At 41.6% G+C, this 20,195-nt stretch carries 20 protein-coding genes; 6 read left to right on the forward strand and 14 right to left on the reverse strand.

Annotated features, from left to right (window positions below; all coding sequences use genetic code 11):
- Nucleotides 1-1,044: molybdopterin-containing oxidoreductase family protein (locus AWT60_RS16940; RefSeq protein WP_218677526.1), on the forward strand; the 1,044-nt coding region annotated here is incomplete at its 5' end.
- A gap of 41 nt (nt 1,045-1,085) precedes the next feature.
- Here the strand turns inward: AWT60_RS16940 and AWT60_RS16945 are convergent.
- The 3 genes from AWT60_RS16945 to xylA form a co-directional block, all read right to left on the reverse strand.
- Complete coding sequence (locus AWT60_RS16945; protein WP_024422656.1) at nt 1,086-1,769, reverse strand: glycoside hydrolase family 11 protein; 684 nt, start codon at nt 1,767-1,769, stop codon at nt 1,086-1,088.
- Nucleotides 1,770-1,856: 87 nt separating this feature from the next.
- Nucleotides 1,857-3,356, reverse strand: coding sequence for a xylulokinase (gene xylB / locus AWT60_RS16950; RefSeq protein ID WP_218677527.1), 1,500 nt, complete (start codon nt 3,354-3,356; stop codon nt 1,857-1,859).
- A gap of 35 nt (nt 3,357-3,391) precedes the next feature.
- Entirely contained in the window at nt 3,392-4,729 is a 1,338-nt protein-coding gene (gene xylA / locus AWT60_RS16955) for a xylose isomerase (RefSeq protein ID WP_024428359.1), read from the reverse strand.
- Nucleotides 4,730-4,939: 210 nt separating this feature from the next.
- Here xylA and xylR point away from each other — a divergent pair, with 210 nt between their 5' ends.
- Nucleotides 4,940-6,100: a transcriptional repressor XylR gene (gene xylR / locus AWT60_RS16960; RefSeq protein WP_218677528.1), complete on the forward strand. Its 1,161-nt coding sequence runs from the start codon at nt 4,940-4,942 to the stop codon at nt 6,098-6,100.
- Nucleotides 6,101-6,112: 12 nt separating this feature from the next.
- Here the strand turns inward: xylR and AWT60_RS16965 are convergent, their stop codons facing one another.
- The 3 genes from AWT60_RS16965 to csaA all read right to left on the reverse strand — a co-directional run bounded on the left by AWT60_RS16965 (nt 6,113) and on the right by csaA (nt 10,004).
- Nucleotides 6,113-7,756, reverse strand: a complete 1,644-nt coding sequence (locus tag AWT60_RS16965) for a glycoside hydrolase family 43 protein (RefSeq protein ID WP_218677529.1) — start codon at nt 7,754-7,756, stop codon at nt 6,113-6,115.
- A 24-nt stretch (nt 7,757-7,780) separates the two neighbouring features.
- Nucleotides 7,781-9,172, reverse strand: coding sequence for an MFS transporter (locus AWT60_RS16970; protein ID WP_218677530.1), 1,392 nt, complete (start codon nt 9,170-9,172; stop codon nt 7,781-7,783).
- 499 nt (nt 9,173-9,671) lie between these two features.
- Nucleotides 9,672-10,004, reverse strand: coding sequence for a chaperone CsaA (gene csaA, locus AWT60_RS16975; protein WP_039179228.1), 333 nt, complete (start codon nt 10,002-10,004; stop codon nt 9,672-9,674).
- A gap of 244 nt (nt 10,005-10,248) precedes the next feature.
- Here csaA and AWT60_RS16980 point away from each other — a divergent pair, with 244 nt between their 5' ends.
- Entirely contained in the window at nt 10,249-10,728 is a 480-nt protein-coding gene (locus AWT60_RS16980) for a hypothetical protein (RefSeq protein ID WP_024422662.1), read from the forward strand.
- Here AWT60_RS16980 and AWT60_RS16985 read toward each other — a convergent pair.
- The 7 genes from AWT60_RS16985 to AWT60_RS17015 form a co-directional block, all read right to left on the reverse strand.
- Nucleotides 10,718-12,349, reverse strand: a complete 1,632-nt coding sequence (locus tag AWT60_RS16985) for a YndJ family protein (protein WP_218677536.1) — start codon at nt 12,347-12,349, stop codon at nt 10,718-10,720. The two genes, AWT60_RS16980 and AWT60_RS16985, sit on opposite strands and share 11 nt — an antisense overlap.
- A complete protein-coding gene (locus tag AWT60_RS16990) occupies nt 12,342-12,950 on the reverse strand; it encodes a DUF4166 domain-containing protein (RefSeq protein ID WP_218677531.1) in 609 nt (202 codons plus the stop codon). The genes AWT60_RS16985 and AWT60_RS16990 overlap by 8 nt, the downstream gene beginning before the upstream one ends.
- A complete protein-coding gene (locus AWT60_RS16995) occupies nt 12,913-13,794 on the reverse strand; it encodes a hypothetical protein (protein WP_218677532.1) in 882 nt (293 codons plus the stop codon). Before AWT60_RS16995 ends, AWT60_RS16990 begins: the two co-directional genes overlap by 38 nt.
- Before the next feature lie 150 nt (nt 13,795-13,944).
- Complete coding sequence (locus AWT60_RS17000; RefSeq protein WP_024422665.1) at nt 13,945-14,517, reverse strand: TetR/AcrR family transcriptional regulator; 573 nt, start codon at nt 14,515-14,517, stop codon at nt 13,945-13,947.
- Between the two features lie 3 nt (nt 14,518-14,520).
- The gene (locus tag AWT60_RS17005) at nt 14,521-15,240 is read right to left on the reverse strand and encodes an MBL fold metallo-hydrolase (protein ID WP_218677533.1); all 720 of its coding nucleotides are present in this window, start codon (nt 15,238-15,240) and stop codon (nt 14,521-14,523) included.
- A gap of 36 nt (nt 15,241-15,276) precedes the next feature.
- The gene (locus AWT60_RS17010) at nt 15,277-15,750 is read right to left on the reverse strand and encodes a GyrI-like domain-containing protein (protein WP_218677534.1); all 474 of its coding nucleotides are present in this window, start codon (nt 15,748-15,750) and stop codon (nt 15,277-15,279) included.
- 54 nt (nt 15,751-15,804) lie between these two features.
- The gene (locus AWT60_RS17015) at nt 15,805-16,737 is read right to left on the reverse strand and encodes a helix-turn-helix transcriptional regulator (RefSeq protein ID WP_218677535.1); all 933 of its coding nucleotides are present in this window, start codon (nt 16,735-16,737) and stop codon (nt 15,805-15,807) included.
- A gap of 118 nt (nt 16,738-16,855) precedes the next feature.
- On the opposite strand from AWT60_RS17015, the gene AWT60_RS17020 reads away from it, so the two are divergent.
- Complete coding sequence (locus AWT60_RS17020) at nt 16,856-17,380, forward strand: CcdC protein domain-containing protein (RefSeq protein WP_076841066.1); 525 nt, start codon at nt 16,856-16,858, stop codon at nt 17,378-17,380.
- A gap of 31 nt (nt 17,381-17,411) precedes the next feature.
- Here the strand turns inward: AWT60_RS17020 and czrA are convergent, their stop codons facing one another.
- The gene (czrA, locus tag AWT60_RS17025) at nt 17,412-17,741 is read right to left on the reverse strand and encodes a Zn(II)-responsive metalloregulatory transcriptional repressor CzrA (RefSeq protein ID WP_024422670.1); all 330 of its coding nucleotides are present in this window, start codon (nt 17,739-17,741) and stop codon (nt 17,412-17,414) included.
- A gap of 184 nt (nt 17,742-17,925) precedes the next feature.
- On the opposite strand from czrA, the gene AWT60_RS17030 reads away from it, so the two are divergent.
- Complete coding sequence (locus tag AWT60_RS17030) at nt 17,926-19,251, forward strand: APC family permease (protein WP_076841097.1); 1,326 nt, start codon at nt 17,926-17,928, stop codon at nt 19,249-19,251.
- A 97-nt stretch (nt 19,252-19,348) separates the two neighbouring features.
- Entirely contained in the window at nt 19,349-20,011 is a 663-nt protein-coding gene (locus AWT60_RS17035; RefSeq protein WP_041109460.1) for a lysozyme family protein, read from the forward strand.
- Nucleotides 20,012-20,195 lie beyond the last annotated feature (184 nt).

Genomic DNA, 20,195 nt, shown 5'->3' on the forward strand with positions numbered 1-20,195 from the left:
GCGATGAAATCAAACTCTTCTTTTCTCAGCTATAATGAAACAGCCCTTCAGCGGCCGGATTTATTAAAAGAACGCACGCCTAGATCCTTTAATATGAATCAGCTGGGCAGCGTGCTGACAAGCGCAGAGCCTTCCGTTGATTCTCTCTTTATCTACTCGTGCAACCCAGCGGTTGTAACACCTGAAGCGAATAAAGTCAGAGAAGGTTTGCTGAGAGAGGACTTATTTACAGTGGTTCATGATTTATTCCTAACAGAAACAGCGGCGTATGCAGACATTGTCCTGCCGGCGACATCAGCCTTTGAAAACGAGGATTTCTATACATCATACTGGCATCATTATATTCAAATTCAGGAGCCCGTAATTGAACGCTACGGAGAAAGCAAATCCAATACTGAAGTATTCCGCCTGTTAGCCCATGCGATGGGCTTTGAAGATGAAGCATTTCGCGAGACAGATGCTGAACTGATGGAACAAGCTCTTCATCATCCAGAAAATCCGCATTATGAGGACATTTCATACGAAGCATTAAAAGAAAAGAAATGGATCAAAGCGAAACGTGGACCTTTCCAGGAATTAAAGCTTCAAACCCCAAGCGGGAAAATTGAGCTTTATTCTGAACAAATGAAAAAAGACGGGTATCCAGCACTTCCAACCTATGTGCCCCTTTATCAGGAGAGCAATTATCCGCTTACCTTTATACCGGGACCGAACCATAATTTTCTGAATTCCACCTTCTCACTTCATGAAAAGCATCAAAAGCTTGAGAAATTTCCGAAGCTTCACATGAATGAACAGGATGCAAAGGAAAGAAAAATTGAAGATGGTGACATGGTGCGTGTGCTAAACGACCGAGGAGAGTGTGAGCTTGTCGTGTCAGTCGGTCAAAATGTATTATCTGGTGTTGTGGTCAGTCAAGGATTATGGGCAGATCAAAAAGGCAAAAAGCATTTAGTGAATGGGTTAACACCTGATCGATTGGCAGATATGGGAGGCGGCGCGACGTTCTTTTCTGGCAGAGTGGAAGTTGAAAAATTATCATAGAAAAAAGCCAGCCATTTTTTGCTGGCTTTTTTCATATGCTTTTATCGAATCATCAGCTGATTCGTCATGACATTCGCACTTCCGTTGCTTCGGTAGCCTTCTACAGTTAATGCTGTTTCATACATTTTTCCCATTGGCATGCCTAAGCTTTCCCATTTTTTAAAATGCTCACTGACAGAGACAGTTCCGCTTGTGCGTTTTGTTTGACGTACACTCCAATATTGTTTAAAGGTAGCGTCTCCAATGATAGAAGGCTGATTGACACGGAGCGTTTCATATATGTCATATGTGCCTCCATCGGCATAAAATGATCCTTTATACGTCCCTGTTGGACGATATGTGCCCCATGACTCAACAATGTAGTATTCAGCTAATGGAGATTGTGTCCAGCCATAGACACATAAATAGGAATTCCCGCCCGGATTAAAGGCTGCGTTGTAGTTGATGGAGATGTTGCCAAGTTGATGATGAGTTTTAGTGGAATCAAACTTCTTTCCTTTTCGAAATAAGGCATTTCCGATATTGTTCCAGCTTGCACTAAATGCCCCGCCGTTATTGAGTGTCATCGAGGTATTTCCGTAATCCTTCCATAATTCAAAATCGTATCCGCTGTGTGTGCCTATTCTATTATCATAAATCGTTTCCGCATGAGCTGGCACAGCCGTCAGTGTCAGCACAAATCCAATACACATCACAAACAACAGCCTCAATCTTTTCAAATTCATTTTCCATCCCTCTCCTTTTTTCATCCGTATTGTTCTGTCATCCCTAAGATGAAAAACCCATCACCTCCTTTCATGCAGCCCTTTCTGCTAGATGGAACGAAACTGATTTAACCCGGCATGGATGTCTTTTGTGTGTGTATAAATCCTTTGGTACAAATGAAATAGATCGGCATATACTTCTGCGTGCGGCTGATTTGGCTCATAAACAGCAGCTTGATGGATCAACTGATGTGCACATACTTCAAGTGACGGATACCATCCGCATCCAGCCGCAGCAAGCATGGCTGCACCTAAAGCAGGCCCTTGTTCATTGTCTAACTGGATGACTTCAGCCTGAAAAATGTCTGCTTGCATTTGAAGCCAAGTCCGGCTTCTCGCTCCGCCGCCAATGGACACAATAGAATCTATGTTTTTTCCTGCCTGCCGGAATAATGCGATAGATTCATTTAGCGAAAAGGTAATCCCCTCTAACACAGCTCTGACAACATGTGCCCTTTCATGCCTGCTGTCTAATCCAATCAAGCTTGCGCGAATGGTCGAATCCGCATGAGGTGTTCTTTCCCCGACTAAATAGGGAGTAAAGAGCAATCCTTTCGCTCCTGGCGCTACATGAGCCGCACCTTCTAAAAGTGATTGGAACGATTCCTCAGGAGCCAGTAAGTGTTTTGCCCAGTTCAGGCTATATCCTGCTGAAAGGGTGACACCCATTGTGTAAAAAGCGTCTTTTTTTGCATGATGAAACAAATGTAAATTCCCTTGAAGCTCCCTTTCATGATCCTCTTCGTAGGAGAGAATGACCCCAGATGTGCCGATGCTGCATAACGTGCGGTCAGAGGACAAGATGCCAGCACCAATTGCTCCGCAAGCATTATCTGCCCCGCCGGCAAAAACCTTCGCGCCTTCTTTCATCCCAACATCACGTGCAATGTGCGGCAAAAGTGTACCAACCTCCGCCTCTGATGTGACAAGCGGCGGGCAAATATGAGGAGAAATATCAAATGCCTGACAAATCTCCTCACTCCACGTCTGTTCACCGATATTTAACAGCAAAGTGCCAGCCGCATCAGAATAATCAATATGGACAGCGCCAGTTAAACGAAATCTGACATAATCTTTTGGGAGTAAAAACATGTCGATTTGCTGATCAATATGTGGTTCATGTTCCTTTACCCATAATAATTTTGGCAGTGTAAATCCTTCTAACGCCTGGTTTTTTGTGATCTTTTGCAGCCGGTCTCCCAGCTTTTTGGTAATGTGTGCACATTGTGCTGTCGTTCGTGTATCATTCCATAAAATTGCAGGGCGGAGCACTTCGTGAGATTCATTTAATAGAACTAATCCATGCATCTGGCCGGAAAAGCTGATGCCTTCTACTTGTCTTGAATGAACAGGCTGCTTTGCCATCAGTTCTTTCATCACAGCCATTGTCTGGTTTACCCAATCCTCGGGGTGCTGCTCACAATATCCAGGCTTCTCTTGAATGAGGCGGTACGGCTTAGAGGCTTCGCAGCACACCTTCCCGCTCTCATCCACTAATATCGCCTTGACTCCGCTCGTTCCAAGATCAATTCCCATCACATATTTCATGTTTTCACTCCTTCAAAACAGGTCAGCCCCTTCAATTAATCTTCTAACAAGTATTGATTTAAACGGGCTTTCAGCTGTTCCTCTCTTCCCGATTCGTTTCTAATCAAAGGATGTTTCAGCGCATATTCTTCTAATGTATGAAAGTTTGCCTTTCCTTCTGAAATATCACGTCCAATTCCTTCAGAAAAGCTGCGATACCGGTGCTTTATGACATCCTCAAACACACGGTCTTCTATGAGTCTATGAGCGACGCGCAGTCCTTTTGCGAATGCATCCATCCCGGCAATATGGGCATATAAAATATCTTCAAGTTCAAAGGAAGCTCTTCTCACTTTTGCATCAAAATTAAGACCGCCAGACCCTAGACCGCCATTTTGCAGAATTTCATACATGGCAAGAGTTGTCGCATACAGATCGGTTGGAAATTCATCTGTGTCCCATCCAAGAAGCGAATTGCCTTGGTTTGCATCAACAGAACCGAGCAGCCCATGAATTCTTGCGACACGTAATTCATGCTCAAACGTATGGCCGGCCAGTGTCGCATGATTGGCCTCGATATTTAATTTAAAATGGGAATCTAATCCGTATTGTTTTAAAAAGGCGATGGATGTCGCTGCATCTGTGTCGTATTGATGAGTGGTTGGCTCCTTGGGCTTTGGTTCGATTAAAAATTGGCCAGTGTACCCAATTTCTTTTGCATAATCAACAGCCATATGCAAGAAAGCCGCCATATGATCAAGCTCTCTTTTCATATCTGTATTGAGCAGCGTATCGTACCCTTCTCGTCCACCCCAGAAAACATAATTTTCTGCACCGAGTTCTTTGGCGGTTTCAATGCCTTTTTTAACCTGTGCGGCCGCATAGGCAAAGACATCTGCATGACAAGATGTCGCAGCGCCGTGTACAAATCTAGGATGCTTGAACATATTGGCCGTGTTCCACAGCAGCTTTACTCCGCTTTGCTTCATGTATTCTTTCATTCTTTCTAAAATAATGTCTAATTGTTGATTGGTCTCTTGAAGCGTCTCCCCCTCTGGCGCGATATCACGGTCATGGAATGAAAAATACGGAACATCCAATAGGTCAAAAAGCTGAAAAGCGACTTCCAATCTAGCTTTTGCTAAATCCATTCCGCTATAAGAGTCCCACGCTCTTTGCATCGTGCCAGTTCCAAACATGTCTGTTCCATCAGCAGTTAATGTATGCCAATAAGCGACTGAAAAACGCAGGTGGTCTTTCATTGTTTTTCCGCCAATCACTTCGCTTGGATTATAGTATTGAAAGGCGAGTGGATTTTTTGATTGTTTTCCTTCATATTGAATTTTGCCGATTCCTTCTAAGCTGTATAACGTTTTCATATTTGATTTGGTCATTCTTCATTCCTCCTGAGTACACTTTGTAAGTTGATTCAACAAACTAATGATCAATCTATGAGAGAATCACTTTGAATTTTCCATATTTTTTAGTTTTTTAGAAATATTTTCGTTATAATAAAGTTAAAATCATCTTTCTTACTAAATACATGTGAAAAAAAGCAGCTCTTCTCAACTTAATCTAAAGACGAAACAAATGGAGTGGATAAAGTGGATATCGCTGATCAGAACTTTGTAAAAAAAATAAATCAAAAACTATTATTAAAAGAAATTCTCCAGCATGCGCCCATTTCGAGAGCAAAATTATCTGAACGCACTGGATTAAATAAATCGACTGTTTCCTCTCAAGTAAGTACGTTAATGAAAGAACATCTTGTCTATGAAATCGGTCAAGGTGAGTCTAGCGGCGGGAGAAGACCGGTTTTACTGATGTTTAATAAACGTGCTGGCTGTTCCATCGGAATCGATGTCGGCGTTGATTACGTCAATGGCATATTAACTGACCTTGAAGGGTCTATTCTTTACGAAGAGCAGATCAAGCTCCCACCCAGCTCTCCTGAGGTCACAATACGTAAATTAATTGAATTAATACAGCAGCTCATCACACAAATGCCCTCTTCCCCATACGGGCTCATTGGCATTGGCCTATGCATACATGGTTTAGTGGATGCAGGTGAACAAATCGTGTTTACGCCTCATTCCAAATGGAAAAACGTTGATCTGAAAACCACGCTCCAAGACACATTCCAAGTACCGATCTTCATTGAAAATGAAGCAAATGCCGGTGCATATGGTGAAAAAATCTTTGGTGCCGCTAAACATTATGACCATTTGATCTATGCAAGCATAGGCACTGGCATCGGGATCGGAATCATCATCGATCATCATTTATACAGAGGGGCGTACGGCTTTTCTGGTGAAATGGGACATATGACAATCGATTTTAACGGACCGACATGCAGCTGCGGGAACCGCGGGTGCTGGGAATTGTATGCTTCTGAGAAGGCTTTGTTTCAGTCTCTTCAAACAGATGATCAGCACATCTCCCATCAAGACCTGGAACAGCTGGCCAATTTAAATGATATGAAAACGCTCAATGCCCTGCGCAACTTTGGCTTTTACCTTGGTGTCGGTCTCACAAACGTCCTGCATACCTTTAACCCGCAAGCCATTATTTTAAGAAACAAAGTGATCGAATCACATCAGGCGGTTCTACATGTAATTGAGGAGGAGGTATCCTCGCGAATGGATACGCAATTCAGCTCACATGTAGAGCTGCTCCCTTCATCATTAGGACACAATGCACCAGTATTGGGGATGACATCTCTTGTCATAGAAGCTTTTCTGCAAGATGCCACCCTCACAACATGATCTATTTATTTTTCAAAAAGAGACAGCTCTTAACGCGTTGTCTTTTTTTAATCGTTCTGTTTCCTCATAGCGAAAATAGTGAAAATCAGCAGGAAGACGCTCGCCGCTCGTATCTTGGCACTGCATACCGACAAATGCCCCTGTAAAAAACCCCCCACCTCGAATGAAATCATCGGATAAATGGATGGATTCAAGCGGCACATCAATTTCCTTCCACTCTTTTTGATCAAAAGAATAAGAATATTTATATGTCTCTTTCCGAACGGTCACTTTTAAATAGACATAAGTGACCTCGTCAGGAATGATGATTTTATGTGTCAATGGCTGAGAAAAGGCAAGGTTTTGACAGACAGATAGTTCAAGCGTGCGGCCAAGTTCCTCATCATATGTCACCTGGAGTGCTGTCCAGTTTTCCGTATTATAATAATTCACAAGACCAGCTGATTGCTGAAAGTTTTCTGGGAAGAACGAAACAGCTGTCTCTGCTTCAAAATAAAAGCTTTGCCAGCGTCTTGCAACAAATGCTTGGGTAAACTTAGACGTTAAAGATTCGCGGCCGAATAACCTTAAATGCTGAGGTTTCTCCGTTAACGACCCAATCTGATCGGTAAACGGAATTCTTAATGTTTGAAAGTGTCTATTTAGTGTTGAATCTTTAAATTCATCGATTGTATGATAGGTTTGTGCAAAAACCTTTTCTTCGATCTTTGGCGCTTCAACCTCTAGCGTCCCCTCTTTTCCGCCTACAACATAAGGCCAGCCATCCTTCCATTCAAGCTTTTGTATCGCTGTTTCTCTTCCTAAAGGGCACCACCCTCTTTGTTGAAAAATAGATTCCTTGCTTGATTGAATCGGGCGGCCAGTGAGATGAGCGAGATACCATTCATTTGTATGCGTTTGAACGATTGAAGCATGCCCGCATTTTTGAAGCGGATGTTCAGGCGCGTGGAAGGCACTTAAAATCGGGTTATCAGGATGAACCTCATAAGGCCCTTCAATATGCGAGGACCGGGCAATCGTTGCTGCATGCTCATACCGGGTACCTCCTTCTGCCGTTAATAAATAGTAGTAGTCACCAATATGATACAGATGCGGCGCTTCTGTCAGTTTAATCGGTGTGCCTTTAAAAATGACCTTCCTTTGACCGATGAGCTTCTTTTCTGCCACACTATATTCCTGCAAGGCAATACCTGCAAACGAATGATGCTTTTCCCTATGATCCCACAGCATATTTAAGACGTATTTCTTCCCGCTGTGATCATGGAATAAAGATGGATCGAAGCCAGAGCTGTTGAGCCGGATCGGTTCACTCCAATCGCCGTCCACCTCACTTGCCGTGACCAAATAATTATGACCGTCTTTAAATGGGCCATCCACTACTTTGATATCTGAATAAATAAGCCAAAACTGCCCATCAGCATAGCTTAAGCACGGCGCCCATACCCCGCCAGAATCAGGATTTCCCTTCATATCCAGCTGCGACGTTTTTTGCAAAGGACGCGCAGCAAGGCGCCAATGGACGAGATCCTTCGAATGATAAATTTGTACCCCTGGAAACCATTCAAATGTAGAGACGGCCATATAATAATCTTCTCCAACACGGCAAATACTTGGATCAGGATTAAACCCTTTGAGCACTGGATTGGTAATCTTCATTGAACTTCCTCCTCTTTCAGAGACCTACATTTTAAAATCGTCCATATGATCGATATACACTTTGTCTCTATTCTCAAGCTCCCGTACGACTTTTTTATGTTTTTCTTCATCTAGATTATAAAAATTAATATCCACCATCGCTAAAATCAGTAAGCATACAGGAATCACCGTTGTCGTGATTAAAATGCCCAGTAAAGCTTCTGGTGTTTGCATTTGGTTGGCAACATAGCCAAAGCGATCGAGTACAAGCCCTGGCACAATCCCGCCTAATGCCATCCCAAATTTAAAGAAAAATCCGATGATGGCATAGATGAGCCCGCCCATCCTTTTCCCTGTTTTATATTCGCCATATTCAACGGTTTCAGGAATGAGCGCCCACATGTAAGCACCGGCTGTAATACTCCCTGCAGCTGCAACGAGCCTGAAAACAAGTATTAAAGTGATTTGACTCGGCGGTATCACAAGTAATGCAAGAAGACCTACGATATTCAGCAATAATGAATAATTCAGCAGCTTTTTCTTTCCTAACAGCTTGTGCAGTTTTGGAATAAACGGCAGCACCATTAAAGCTGGCAGACTGCCAATGAGTCCGTACCATTTCACTAAATCTTCTCTGCCGAGGTTATACGTCACATAATAGATCCCAACAGAGTTACTGATCGAGTTCACGCCAAAAATAATAATAAAGAAAATGCTTAATACAACAAGCGGACGATTGACACGTAACTGCACAAAGATATCACTGAACTTAATTTTTTCCTCCGGCTTTTGAAGCGTGACACGTTCATTCGTGCTTTTAAAACAGAAAATAAGTAATGCACCGCCAAGAACGCCGAGAAAAGCCATCGTCATCTGCCAGCCGAGAGCTGTATTTCCAGTTTTATCACTCAAAAAAGTCGCAAGAAAGGGAACAAAAAAAGCAACAACTAGACCTCCGAGATTAGCAAAAAGCATACGAACAGACGTAATACTGACAACCTCTTGGTTATTTCTTGTCATTGCGGATGTTAAAGCACCATAAGGAACATTGATGAATGTGTATGTAAGCGATAAACCAACATACGTGATGTAGGCATAAACGAGTTTACCCATTTCAGAAAAATCAGGTGTCGTAAAGCAAAGGATGGCGAGTACCACAAAAGGAAACGCACCGAATAACAAGTAAGGTCTGAACCTGCCAAAACGGCTGTTCGTTCGATCCACCAATGCACCAATAAACGGATCTGCAAGCGCATCAATGGCGCGAACAACTAAAAACATCGTCCCTGCTGCCGCCGCTGATAAACCATACACATCTGTATAAAAAAATAATAGATACGTAGAGACAGTTGCATAAATTAAGTTACATGCGAAATCTCCTGAAGCATATCCCACTTTTTCAGACATACGAATCTTTTTTAAATTCTCACTTACCATGAGCTTTCTCCCTTCTTCTCTTAGCCTCTTCTAATGAACAGATGATGGAGGGCAGCAGCAGTCAATGCAATGAATATAAAGCGCTTTCAATTTGTTGTAAAAATGAAGCTGAACATCTAATCCTTCAGCTTAGCCCACATACGCAGCAAATGATTTGAATGACAGAATCATCCCCTTTAGTAGTCGGATCATTACTTAAAACTCATCTTAGTTTATCGACTAAACAAACTAAGATGAGTTCATTTTATAAAATCTGATCTGACTTTTCAATATTTTTCGAAAAAATAATCCAAATAATTGATTTCTTGTCAGTTTTCTGCTGAAATGAAGTGAATCATTTAATGGTTGCAATTCAGCTCATCCCATGCTATATTTATCAAGCGATGAGCTGAATTGTGTAAGTCGGGTAACATGTCTCCTTGAGACACACACGAATGTGGCGTGTGGTTATTCCGCCTCAATACGCAAAAGACATCTTCTCAGGAAGATGTCTTTTTTCTTATCCTATTTTTGTTCCATTTTCTACAGGCTCATCTGTTGCTAGTAAAACTACGTCTTCTTTTGACGGCATGCCCCCTAATACAAGCACTTCTGATTTGAACCCTGCAATTCTTCTTGGCGGAAAATTGACGACTGCTACGATTTGCCTGCCAATGATATTCTCAGCTGTATACCGTTTTGTCAGCTGAGCACTGGATTGCTTTAGACCAATCTCTTCACCAAAATCAATCTTGAGTTTTAATGCAGGTACTCTTGCCTCTGCAAAGAATTCTGCTTCGATAATCGTCCCAACACGAATATCTAACGCTAAAAACTGTTCAATATCTGCCATCTGATTCTCTCCTCTTCATTCAAGGGTAAGTTCATTTACTAGAGTCATCTATTGGTTTTTTTCATTGTAGCACATTCATTTCGTAAAAAAAGTGAGTCAAAAAGCCGATTCAACGCAAAATTCTATTTAGTTTACATAATGAATTTATTGTCATGTATTAAATGTTTGCATCCTGAAAATGAATTCAGTAAAATGGCAAATAATCCTACTGCTTCCTCCCAAATATTTGGGGAGGGGTTAACACTTGTTTACATTATCAGATATGTGGACATTTTGCTGGTCGTTTTTCGTCATTCTTCCTATCGTTGCCATCTTGCATCAGCTTGGCCATATTATGGTCGCGTGGATGTTTGGGGCAAAGGTTTCTTTTGCTCTTGGCAGAGGCAAAAAAGTATTGAAAATAGGCGTTGTTGAAATTAGACGAATCTATTTTCTAGATGCATTTTGCCATTATGAAGAAATGAGGAAAAATAACCGATTCTCGCACATTCTTGTCTACCTAGGCGGATCATTATGCAACCTGCTCAGTGTTCTCATACTGAATACAATGATCGCCAATGATATCCTGCCAGAACATCAATTTTTCTATCAATTTGCTTACTTCTCAGTCTACTATGTATTTTTTGCACTGCTGCCAGTCCAGTATGCAGATCATCATCCGAGTGATGGGCAAGCGATTGTGAACATCATTCGGCACGGTGAACCATGTGACATCATTGACTAACAGGGTGACTTTCACTGTCAATTTGATAATGAATCGTTAAAAAGAGAATACCGAATAGCTTCATTTGATGAACTGCTGTGAGACTTTTATCTGTCTCCGGCTTCATATGAAAGCTTTCTTCCATTGGCAGTTTCATGGTGATAAAAGGCGTATGCAAATACAATCCTTCGTCACCGGTACTGCCTTTTGGACATGCACTTTTTAAGAGGAAGTCTTCCTTTTCATTAAAAGGTTTTAAAATGGCAGTTAGCTGAGAATATGGAAGCGGCAGCGCAATATTCATATAACCCGCAGCTGCATCGTGATGCTGAGCATAAAGTGCAAAAAAGACCTGCTCCCCTTTTTCGTTGTGACGAATCCACGCCCTGACATTCTTTCGCTCTTCTTTAGGATGTTGAAATGTAGTCAGACGTCCCTTCATTTCATAAGGCCTGCGAGCTGTTCCCAAATAGAGCTGGCCTATTTTCTTAAAAATGGGCTGAAGTAAAAAAACAAACGGCCTCACCCACCAATGAAAACAGACGGCTGCTTTTAACGTAAATGACATGGGGTTTTCATAAAACCTTCGAATCACAGGTGATACCCTTTCAGCCGAAAATGTCATTCCATTTAATTCATCAAGTGAATCGACTAAACCGAGCTTCTCCCGCTCATGCATTCTTTCCTTTTGAAAAGAAATCAAATGAAAGCGGCCATGCACTCTTGAAATTGGAAAGTCCTTCTGCCTTAATTGATCCCTCGGTCCTTCGATCAGCCATCCAATCAGACCTGGTAAAATAACAAAAAAGGCATTGATACTGCCATGAAACCAAATCATCTGATCAATGCTGATATAGGTCACGCACATGAGCATACCAGCTGAATAAAGAAGAGACAGCACGATCGTTCCCATTAACACGCAGCTAGAAAACACAACGAGCCTTTTTGCCACAGTTGATCGAAACCTTGTTTTCATACAAAGAATGCCGTACAAATAGAGTGCAATGACATATAGCATAACGCTTAACGTATCAAATAGACGGGAGAAGCTAATCCCAACAGCAATCATCACAGGCGACAGCAAAATCACCCAGCCAGCCGCTTTGTATAAAGCTGTCTCTTTTTCTCTCTGTCTCCCTAATAATCCATAGAAAAGCGGGATAAAAAAAGCGGAGTAATGAAAATGAATAGCGGTCAAAAGCACTATAATCGGTGAAAAGGTCATCACCTGTATATCTGCCGTGTACAGCCAAAACCAAAGCCCGCCTAAAGCGAGATACATCCATGCACCATCGATCATCAATTCATGAAGTGAAAAGCTTCCCCTTTTCAGCAACCGAGTAAAGCCATATAACGCCAAAAGAATCGTATACAAAAACCATCCCGATGCAAACAAGGCAGAATGATAGATAAATGCAGCCGTTGCACAAAGAGCAGCTAATGGAAAGGCTTTCATTAAAAAGCCGAGCAGTATCCCCGGCTTATTCTCACTCTCTTCCTTTACAAAAAAGGCTAAAACTGCAGGAAGGTAAAACAGAATGGCTATCAGTACAAATAACTCTGCTACCGGACCTGTCATCAAACGGGTGGCGATAAAACAGCACATGAAGACGAGGCTTGATAACAAATGCCATTTATTCATCATGAGACATCACCCTTTCAGTAAACCGGCCTTTATATGTAAAAAGGGTCCCAAACAGTCGATTTTTCACATGCACATCAATGGTATACTCACCCGTGTGCTCCTCATAGCCTTCTGTGACATCTGACACACCATAAAGCCATGAAGGCAGCGGCCACTCACGTCCTAACATCAACAGCTTCTGCTTGCCAGATTGAATGTGCAGAAAACCATGCTTTGTTACTGTAAAATGAAGCTCTGACATAAGAAGTCGAGGCTTTCCAAAATAGTCTAGTACTTTATGACTCTTCTGATCAATAATCATATCTGCATCAAAGTGCCTTTCCTTCTTTGGGAAATAAAACGTACGGAACCAGTGCATGCCTTCCTCTCCCTTATTTGTCATAAAGGGTTTATTCACAATTCGGAAGGGAATGTTTTTTCCTCTCTCAGGAAAAAAACAGCGAAAGCGTGGACCAATTTTGAAGAAAAATCGAATGAGCCTCGTTCCGCCGCCTATTTCCTTCATGGTACCTTCAGCAGTAAACGCACGGTTGTATCTCTCTTTTAATTTTGGATGCAGCTTATCGTAATCCTTTACTAGATGACGATGAACGACCATGTCTACCTCCCCTTTTCCGTTTGATCGAAAATACATCTATACAATCTTTTAAATTAATCATTCCTCCAATGGATAGAATCAAAAATGCACTCATCACAAGCGGCTCATGAAGTGTCGATTGTGGAGATACAATCCCGATACAAAGCATCATCAGCAGAAACACGCTTTGAAGAATGAACAGATATTTCTTTGATAGCTTAGGTATCAACCACGATACACCTATCAGGGCATAAAACAACCGAAATCCGGTGCTATGATCAAAAGCAGAATGTGAAAATGGGATGACCGCTTGGCATAGCCAGACGATGGCAAACAGCAAACAAATTCCATAATGGGCAAGTGTTCTCTCCAGTAACAACCGAGGGTGCGTACCCTTTTCAAGCCACGTCTTTAGTGCGCCAAAACTAAAGGCCGTCATAAACCCCATCATCGGGCGAAAAAGAAATCGATCTGCCCACGCCCATCCTTTTCCTTCTTTCGGTTCATAATCAAATTGCGTTTGAAACACAATTTGATCGTTCGTTTTCACATATTTCCAATAGCCGCCGCCTTCTTTGATAAAAGACAATGGGTGTGACGATTTGAATTTAAGCGAGGATGCCCGTTCATTCCGTTCATCCATCATTCTTGTTCGATATGCTCCTGTCCCTGTGACACTTACACCAAATCCAAGATGCTTTTCATACAAAAAGGTTTGGGGCTGTTCATCTTGAGGTCCATTTAATGAAATGGTTGAAAATCGCAAATCCCACTGTTCATGAAGCTTTGGATTTTGCGTATATTCCCATACTTTCTCAAAAGGTGCATGAATGGTTGTTTCCACATAAACAGGCTTTCTTTTCATCTGCCTCTACTCCTCTATGTGAATTATTTCACATAATAAGCATACCATGTTTCACAAAACTGTCAAATCTTTATTCGTTTTTCTCGCAAAAAAATGGTTCCAGAAGGAATGCTTTTCTATGATATCAGTTCACTGTAAAAAAAAGACCTGTCAAATAGACAGATCTTCTTTTTGCAATACACCTGTGATATAGAGCCGAACCGCATAGCTCACACTTTCTTCAAGCTGTTCTTTTCGTTGAAATCCCTTTTTATTAGAAATATCACCAAAGCCGTGCAGTAAACTTCTCAGTCCTCTGACGACATGCGTCATTTCTTCTTCTTTTACACCAAAGCGTGACATAATGGATTGAACAAACTGAACAAGGCGCTCTGCTGCAAGTCGTACTTCTTTTTCGTTCATATGTGAAAAGGCAGCTTCATAAAGACCGGGGTGTGTTCGGACAAATTGCACATATTGTCTGGCAAAGGCTAAAACAGCTTCTTCTTTTTCCAGCCCCTCTGTGACTTGCATCCCTTCCTCACAAAGCATGGAGAGCCCCTTTACTGCGAGTGCTGCCTGAATCTCATGAAGGCCGGAAACGTGATTATAAAGAGAAGGCGGTCTGATATTCAGTCTTTTAGACAATGTAGCAATAGTCAAAGCGGAGAAGCCCTCTTCATCAACAAATGCAGCCGCTGTATCCATAATTTTTTCTTGTGTAATTCCCATTCTTGGAGACACGGTTTACTGCCCTCCTTTTTTTAGCTGGTGCTGTCTTTTTTTAACGGCAGCTTGAAGCTTTTCATAAGGTTCTATGATAAGGTCACCATGTCCTGCAGCAAGACAGGATATGCGCAGCGCTAGTAATTTTTCAGCGCTTTTTAATGCGGTTTCTGCATCCCATGTGGCAAATGCCGGGAACGGGAAGCTCCACCGAAACTCACCCGTAACCGATAAGCCTCCTTTTGTCACAAGTGCATCCCCTGCAATGACAACTCCTGACCTTTCATCGTATAAAGAAATGCTGCCAGGTGTATGCCCTGGTGTTGCAATCACTTTGAGCGCCCCAATCTCATCTCCTTCTTCGACTAGTACATCTGGTTTTGTATGAATATTTTTCATAAAACTGCCTTTAATTTTTTGCTGAGGTTCATCAGGGAGCAAGGAAAAGTCACCTTCAAAAAGGCGTGCATCACGTTTTGATAAATAGACAACTGCCTCTGGAAAAGCCTTCTTCACCTCATCTAATGCGCCGATATGATCCATATGGCTATGAGTGAGAATAATCTTATGAATTGGTTTGTTCTTTTTACGGGCAAATTCGATGATCGAGTTTGCCGCCATTTTTAAAGCAGCATCAATTAAGATGAGTCCTTCCTCTTCCTCAAAGACATAGCAATTCACCGGAAATAATCGCGGCATCAATGTAAGCTGGTGCAGACGGTCAAAAGTTGTTAATCTCATGATTGCCCTCCTAAAACTAATATCGTTAGTTTTATATTAACTAATGGTATTAGTTTTAGCAATCATTTTTTCATCAACCGCAATATAAATATCAATTTGCGCTTCTTTTGGATCAATAGATCTTTCATCATACCATTCAAAATCACCTGTATAAGTGCGGTATTGACGCTGATCCCACGTCCAAATCTTGTGCCATGTTTCAAGCACGACCTCTTCAATCGGTCCTTTTCTCGTTTGAAATCTTGCATAGGTGGACGCAGGAATCTCTTTTACATGTTCGATCTGCTGATCCGCGAACTCTCCAGCTGTAAATAAATAAGAACCATGTTCATCTTTTTCATAATCTGAATACAGCCCTATGACTGGAGCTTGTCCCCCATGTAGCTGCTGCGCAAAAAAATCCTGCCAAAGCGGTGCAATCTTCCGCTCTTTTGTTTTCTCTATTTCATTTGTTGTTCGAACAGACAACCCTTTGATCCATTGTTTCTCTAATGTGACAATATCGTACATACATTCTCATCTCCTTTTCTCCCATCATATAAAAAGAAACCTGACAACAGTGTGTCAAGTTCCTAATCGCTTCATAAATTGTTTTAATTGGAGATCAAATGCTTCCTTAATATGCTGCGGTGAAAGAATGTCGACGTCCGGTCCTAAATGGAATAGGAAACTGTGCAGCCAATCATCTTGCGGCACGGTCAATGCTGCTAGATAGGTTCCGTCTGAACATACGATCAATTCGTTCTCATCCACCCATTCCTTCACTTTGCCAACTGATGCTTCCGTTAACCTGAGCGTGAGCGTTGTGACTGAAGGCTCTTCATGCCAAGAGTCATTCCAAGGCTTCTCGTCATTTTTGATTGTTTTCGGCCTGAAATATGCTGAAATGGTGATGAGGTCTGTCATTCTGGTCAGCTTGAATAGACGAAAATCATTTTTCACACAACAAAACGCATACAAGTACCAATGCCTTCCTTTTAAGACAAGCGTATAAGGCTCCACTTTACGTGGAAGTGTTTCACCTTTTGCGTTGCGGTAAGTGAATTGAATGAATTGATGCGCGGAAGCAGCTGTATGGATCAGCTGAAGCTTCTTTTCTGCCTGGCTGTCTTTCCCCCATGAGCTTAAATCAATAAAGACATGGTGCTGTTTCTCGCTTTCATCGGTATGTGGCGGAATGAGAGATTTGATTTTTTTCAGTACATGTTCACTTTCTTTAAAGGAGTATGCACTCGTCATGCTTTCAAGGGCTGTTAAAATAAGCTCAATGTCATCATCGGTAAATAATTTTTTCTCTAAACGATAGTCGTCAACAAGTGAAATGCCTCCGCCTGCTCCTTGTGTTGTCACAACAGGAATTCCGGCTTGATTGATGGTCTCAATATCGCGATAAATCGTCCTTACGCTCACTTCGTGAAGTTCAGCAAGGTCTTTCGCTTGTACTTGCTTTTTGCTAATGAGCAGCATCACAATAGACAAAATACGATCGATTTTCATCCCTTTTCCTCTTTTTCATAAATATAGGTTTTGATTTGATAAAAAATGAAAGAATGGTAAAGATAAGAAACAGCCAGCATTCGTTTACATCCCTGCACATGCAGGAGGAGGTTGCATCATGACACATCACGTGTGGCAGTTATTCATCATTGGGAGCATTATGCTGATCTGCATCATTTTTCGAATGAATCGAATGAGACGCTATCAGCTTGTGCGCCCGATCAGTCTTTTGATGAGAATGTATGTATTTGGACTCACTGCCCTTATTCTCTTATTAGAAGGCTGGCAAAATCACAGCATTTTCATCTATGCCGCTATTGGTATGCTCTTTGGAAGCAGTCTGGCCGTTCATGCCTATGAGACGATCCGCATAAAAGAAGAAAATGGCCGTCTTTATGTGAAAACGAGTAAATGGATTGAAAGCTTCATTTTATGCTTATTTTTATCTCGACTTAGTTTTAAGCTGGGTGAGTTGACGAACCATTCGCTCACAAAGATTGGTGTCGTTGAACTGTATCAGCATATTGTGAGTGATGATGCCATGACCATGCTCAGCTTTTTTCTGTTAGCTGCTTACTATGTCGTTTTTTCTTATCAAATGATGAAAGCAGGTAAACGAGCAGCACATACGCATCATGCGTAAAAACCTTCCTATATGAGTAGGAAGGTTTTTATTAGTCATGCTGTGCATGATGAATCATTTGTTCAAGTACTTCCATCACATGCTGATCTTCAGGGCTGTAAAAAATCGATGTCCCTGCTCGTCTAGATTTCACGAGACGAAGGTTTTTTAAAAAACGCAGCTGATGAGAAACAGTTGATTGCATGAGATTCAGCGTTTCTGCGATATCATTTACCGAGTATTCACCTTGAGACAAGAGGTGCAGAATACGAATACGTGTCGGATCAGATAAGGCTTTAAACGTTTGGGAGACAAGAAATAAACTTTCTTCATCCAGCTCCATCCGTTCCTGTTCTTGATTTGTATTCAGTTCTTCCTTCATTTCGCTTCACCTTTCTTGTTAGTCAAATCACGACTTATTCTATGTATCATCATATACTAAAACGTCCGGCGTGCAAAGCGGGCACACTTTAAACAAAAGATTTATTCAAATAGCATTGACACTTGGTAGCATTCTTTTTAAAATGAGCATTATTTATTCATTTTTAGAGGAGCTGATAGGCAAATTGACTGAAGAGCCAAGACTAAAACGCAGCCTGACTGTCTTTCCACTTGTTGTGATCGGGCTTGCTTATATGGATCCACTTGTCGTATTTGATTCATACGGCATTGTTGCTCAGCTGACGAAAGGACACGTCGCTGCAGCTTATATATTTACGTTACTTGCATTACTATTGACAGCGCTTAGCTATGGGAATATGGTGAAGGCTTTTCCAAAAGCAGGATCTGCTTATACATATGCGCAAAAAAGTATTCATCCTCATGTCGGCTTCCTTGTGGGCTGGACACTTTTACTGGATTATTTATTTCTGCCTATGGTGAATTTTGCGATCGGAAGTGCTTATTTAACCGCAGCCTTTCCTGATGTACCTCATTACATTTGGATCATCATACTTGCTATCGCCATAACGACTGTCAATGTCATCGGTATACGGCTTACAGCCAACATTACGGCGCTGTTTGTGACGTTTCAGGTCATTGTCGCCGTCACCTTTGTTGGGTTTGTTATTTATGGGCTCACGCAAAACGCTGGCAGTGGAGAGCTATTGTCAGCCCGGCCTTTTTATTCAGCGAGCTTAGATCCAGCGCTTATTTTTTCAGGAGCGACCATTTTATGTTTCTCCTTTCTAGGATTTGATGCCATTTCCACTATGTCTGAGGAAACCATTAAACCAAAAAAGACGATTCCGCTTGCCATTTTCTTAACAGTTGCGATTGGAGGCGTACTATTTACGTTGACGTCTTATTTTTTGCAGCAGGTGTTTCCAAATTTTCAGCAGTTCAAACATCCTGATGCAGCCTCACTTGAAATTGCAGAATTTGTGGGCGGCGCATTTCTCCACTCGTTCTTTTTAGCCGGCACAATGGTCGCTGTCATTTCTTCCTCCTTATCGTCACATGCGAGTGCAGCAAGGCTTTTATATGCAATGGGAAGAGATCAATCGTTACCAAAGCGTTTCTTCGGGTATATTCATCCGAGATTAAAAACCCCTGTTTTTAATATTTTGTTAATCGGAGCTTTCTCCTTAACGGCAGTCGTTGGCGAACTTGAAGTCATTTATTCCTTTATCAGCTTCGGTGCGTTAATTGGATTTACCTTTGTGAATTTGTCTGTTTTTGCGTACTTTTTCATCAGACAAAAACAAAGAGGTGTACTGAATACATTGAGATATGCCGTGATCCCTCTATGCGGGACGGCGTTTTGCATTTGGCTGTTAACGAGCATCAGTACAAATGCATTAATCATTGGCATGATTTGGCTGATTATCGGTTTTGTTTATTTCTGCTTCAGGCTGAAAACAAGACCTGAATTTACGTTTGGATATGATTGATTATAAGGTTTTCACTTGGTATCCTGCACAGGATATGGCATAATGAAAAGGCTGTACTTCCCTTTTAAAAGCGGGGCAAAACAGGGGTGAACTGACCTTGAAAAAGAAAAAAACAGGATGTTTTGCCATTTCAGGCTGTTTCACGATTTTTCTCTTTGTTTTCGTATTAGCAGCCATTGCCATCTCCTTTAATCAAAAGGAGTTAAAAAAGCTGCCGATTGATACGGAATCAATTGTTTTGTCGAGATTGGATGATTACAAACCGCTTGTAGAAACAGAGTTAAGAGATCAAGATTTAGATCAGTATACCGGGTTAATCCTCGGTATGATGTATCAAGAATCAAAAGGCAGAGGCGGAGATCCAATGCAGGCCTCTGAATCTCTTGGTTTGAAACGAAATGAAATCAATGACCCTGAGAAAAGCATTAAACAAGGAGTCCATCATTTTTCGACTATGTACAAGCATGGGAAGAAAAAAGGCGTTGATTTGGAAACCATTATTCAAAGCTATAACATGGGAATCGGCTATATTGATTTTGTTGCAAAAAACGGGGGAAAACATTCCGAGAAACTGGCAAAGCAATACTCCAAAAAGCAAGTGAAACGAAACCCCAAGGTCTATACGTGCGGCGGCAACAAAGATAACTTCCGCTATCCGTATTGCTACGGTGACTTCACTTACGCTGAAAAAGTAAAAGAAAAAACGAAAACAGTTGAAGAAAAGATGAAATTGGCTTCTTCATCCACACCATCATCGTAAAAAACACTTCCGTAAAGGAAGTGTTTCAGATTGCTGACAAAGGGCTAAAATGATCTTTATTTTAGCTCTTTGTCTTCTTTTAAAGCGTGATAGAAAACCTTTGCAGCCCTAGGAAGGGCGAGCACCAGAGCGGAGCGAATTTAACATTCGTGAGCACTGGCGCACAGACCTGACAACGAATGCG

The organism is Bacillus sp. F2HM, from assembly GCF_019266135.1.
GTDB lineage: Bacteria > Bacillota > Bacilli > Bacillales > Bacillaceae > Bacillus > Bacillus safensis.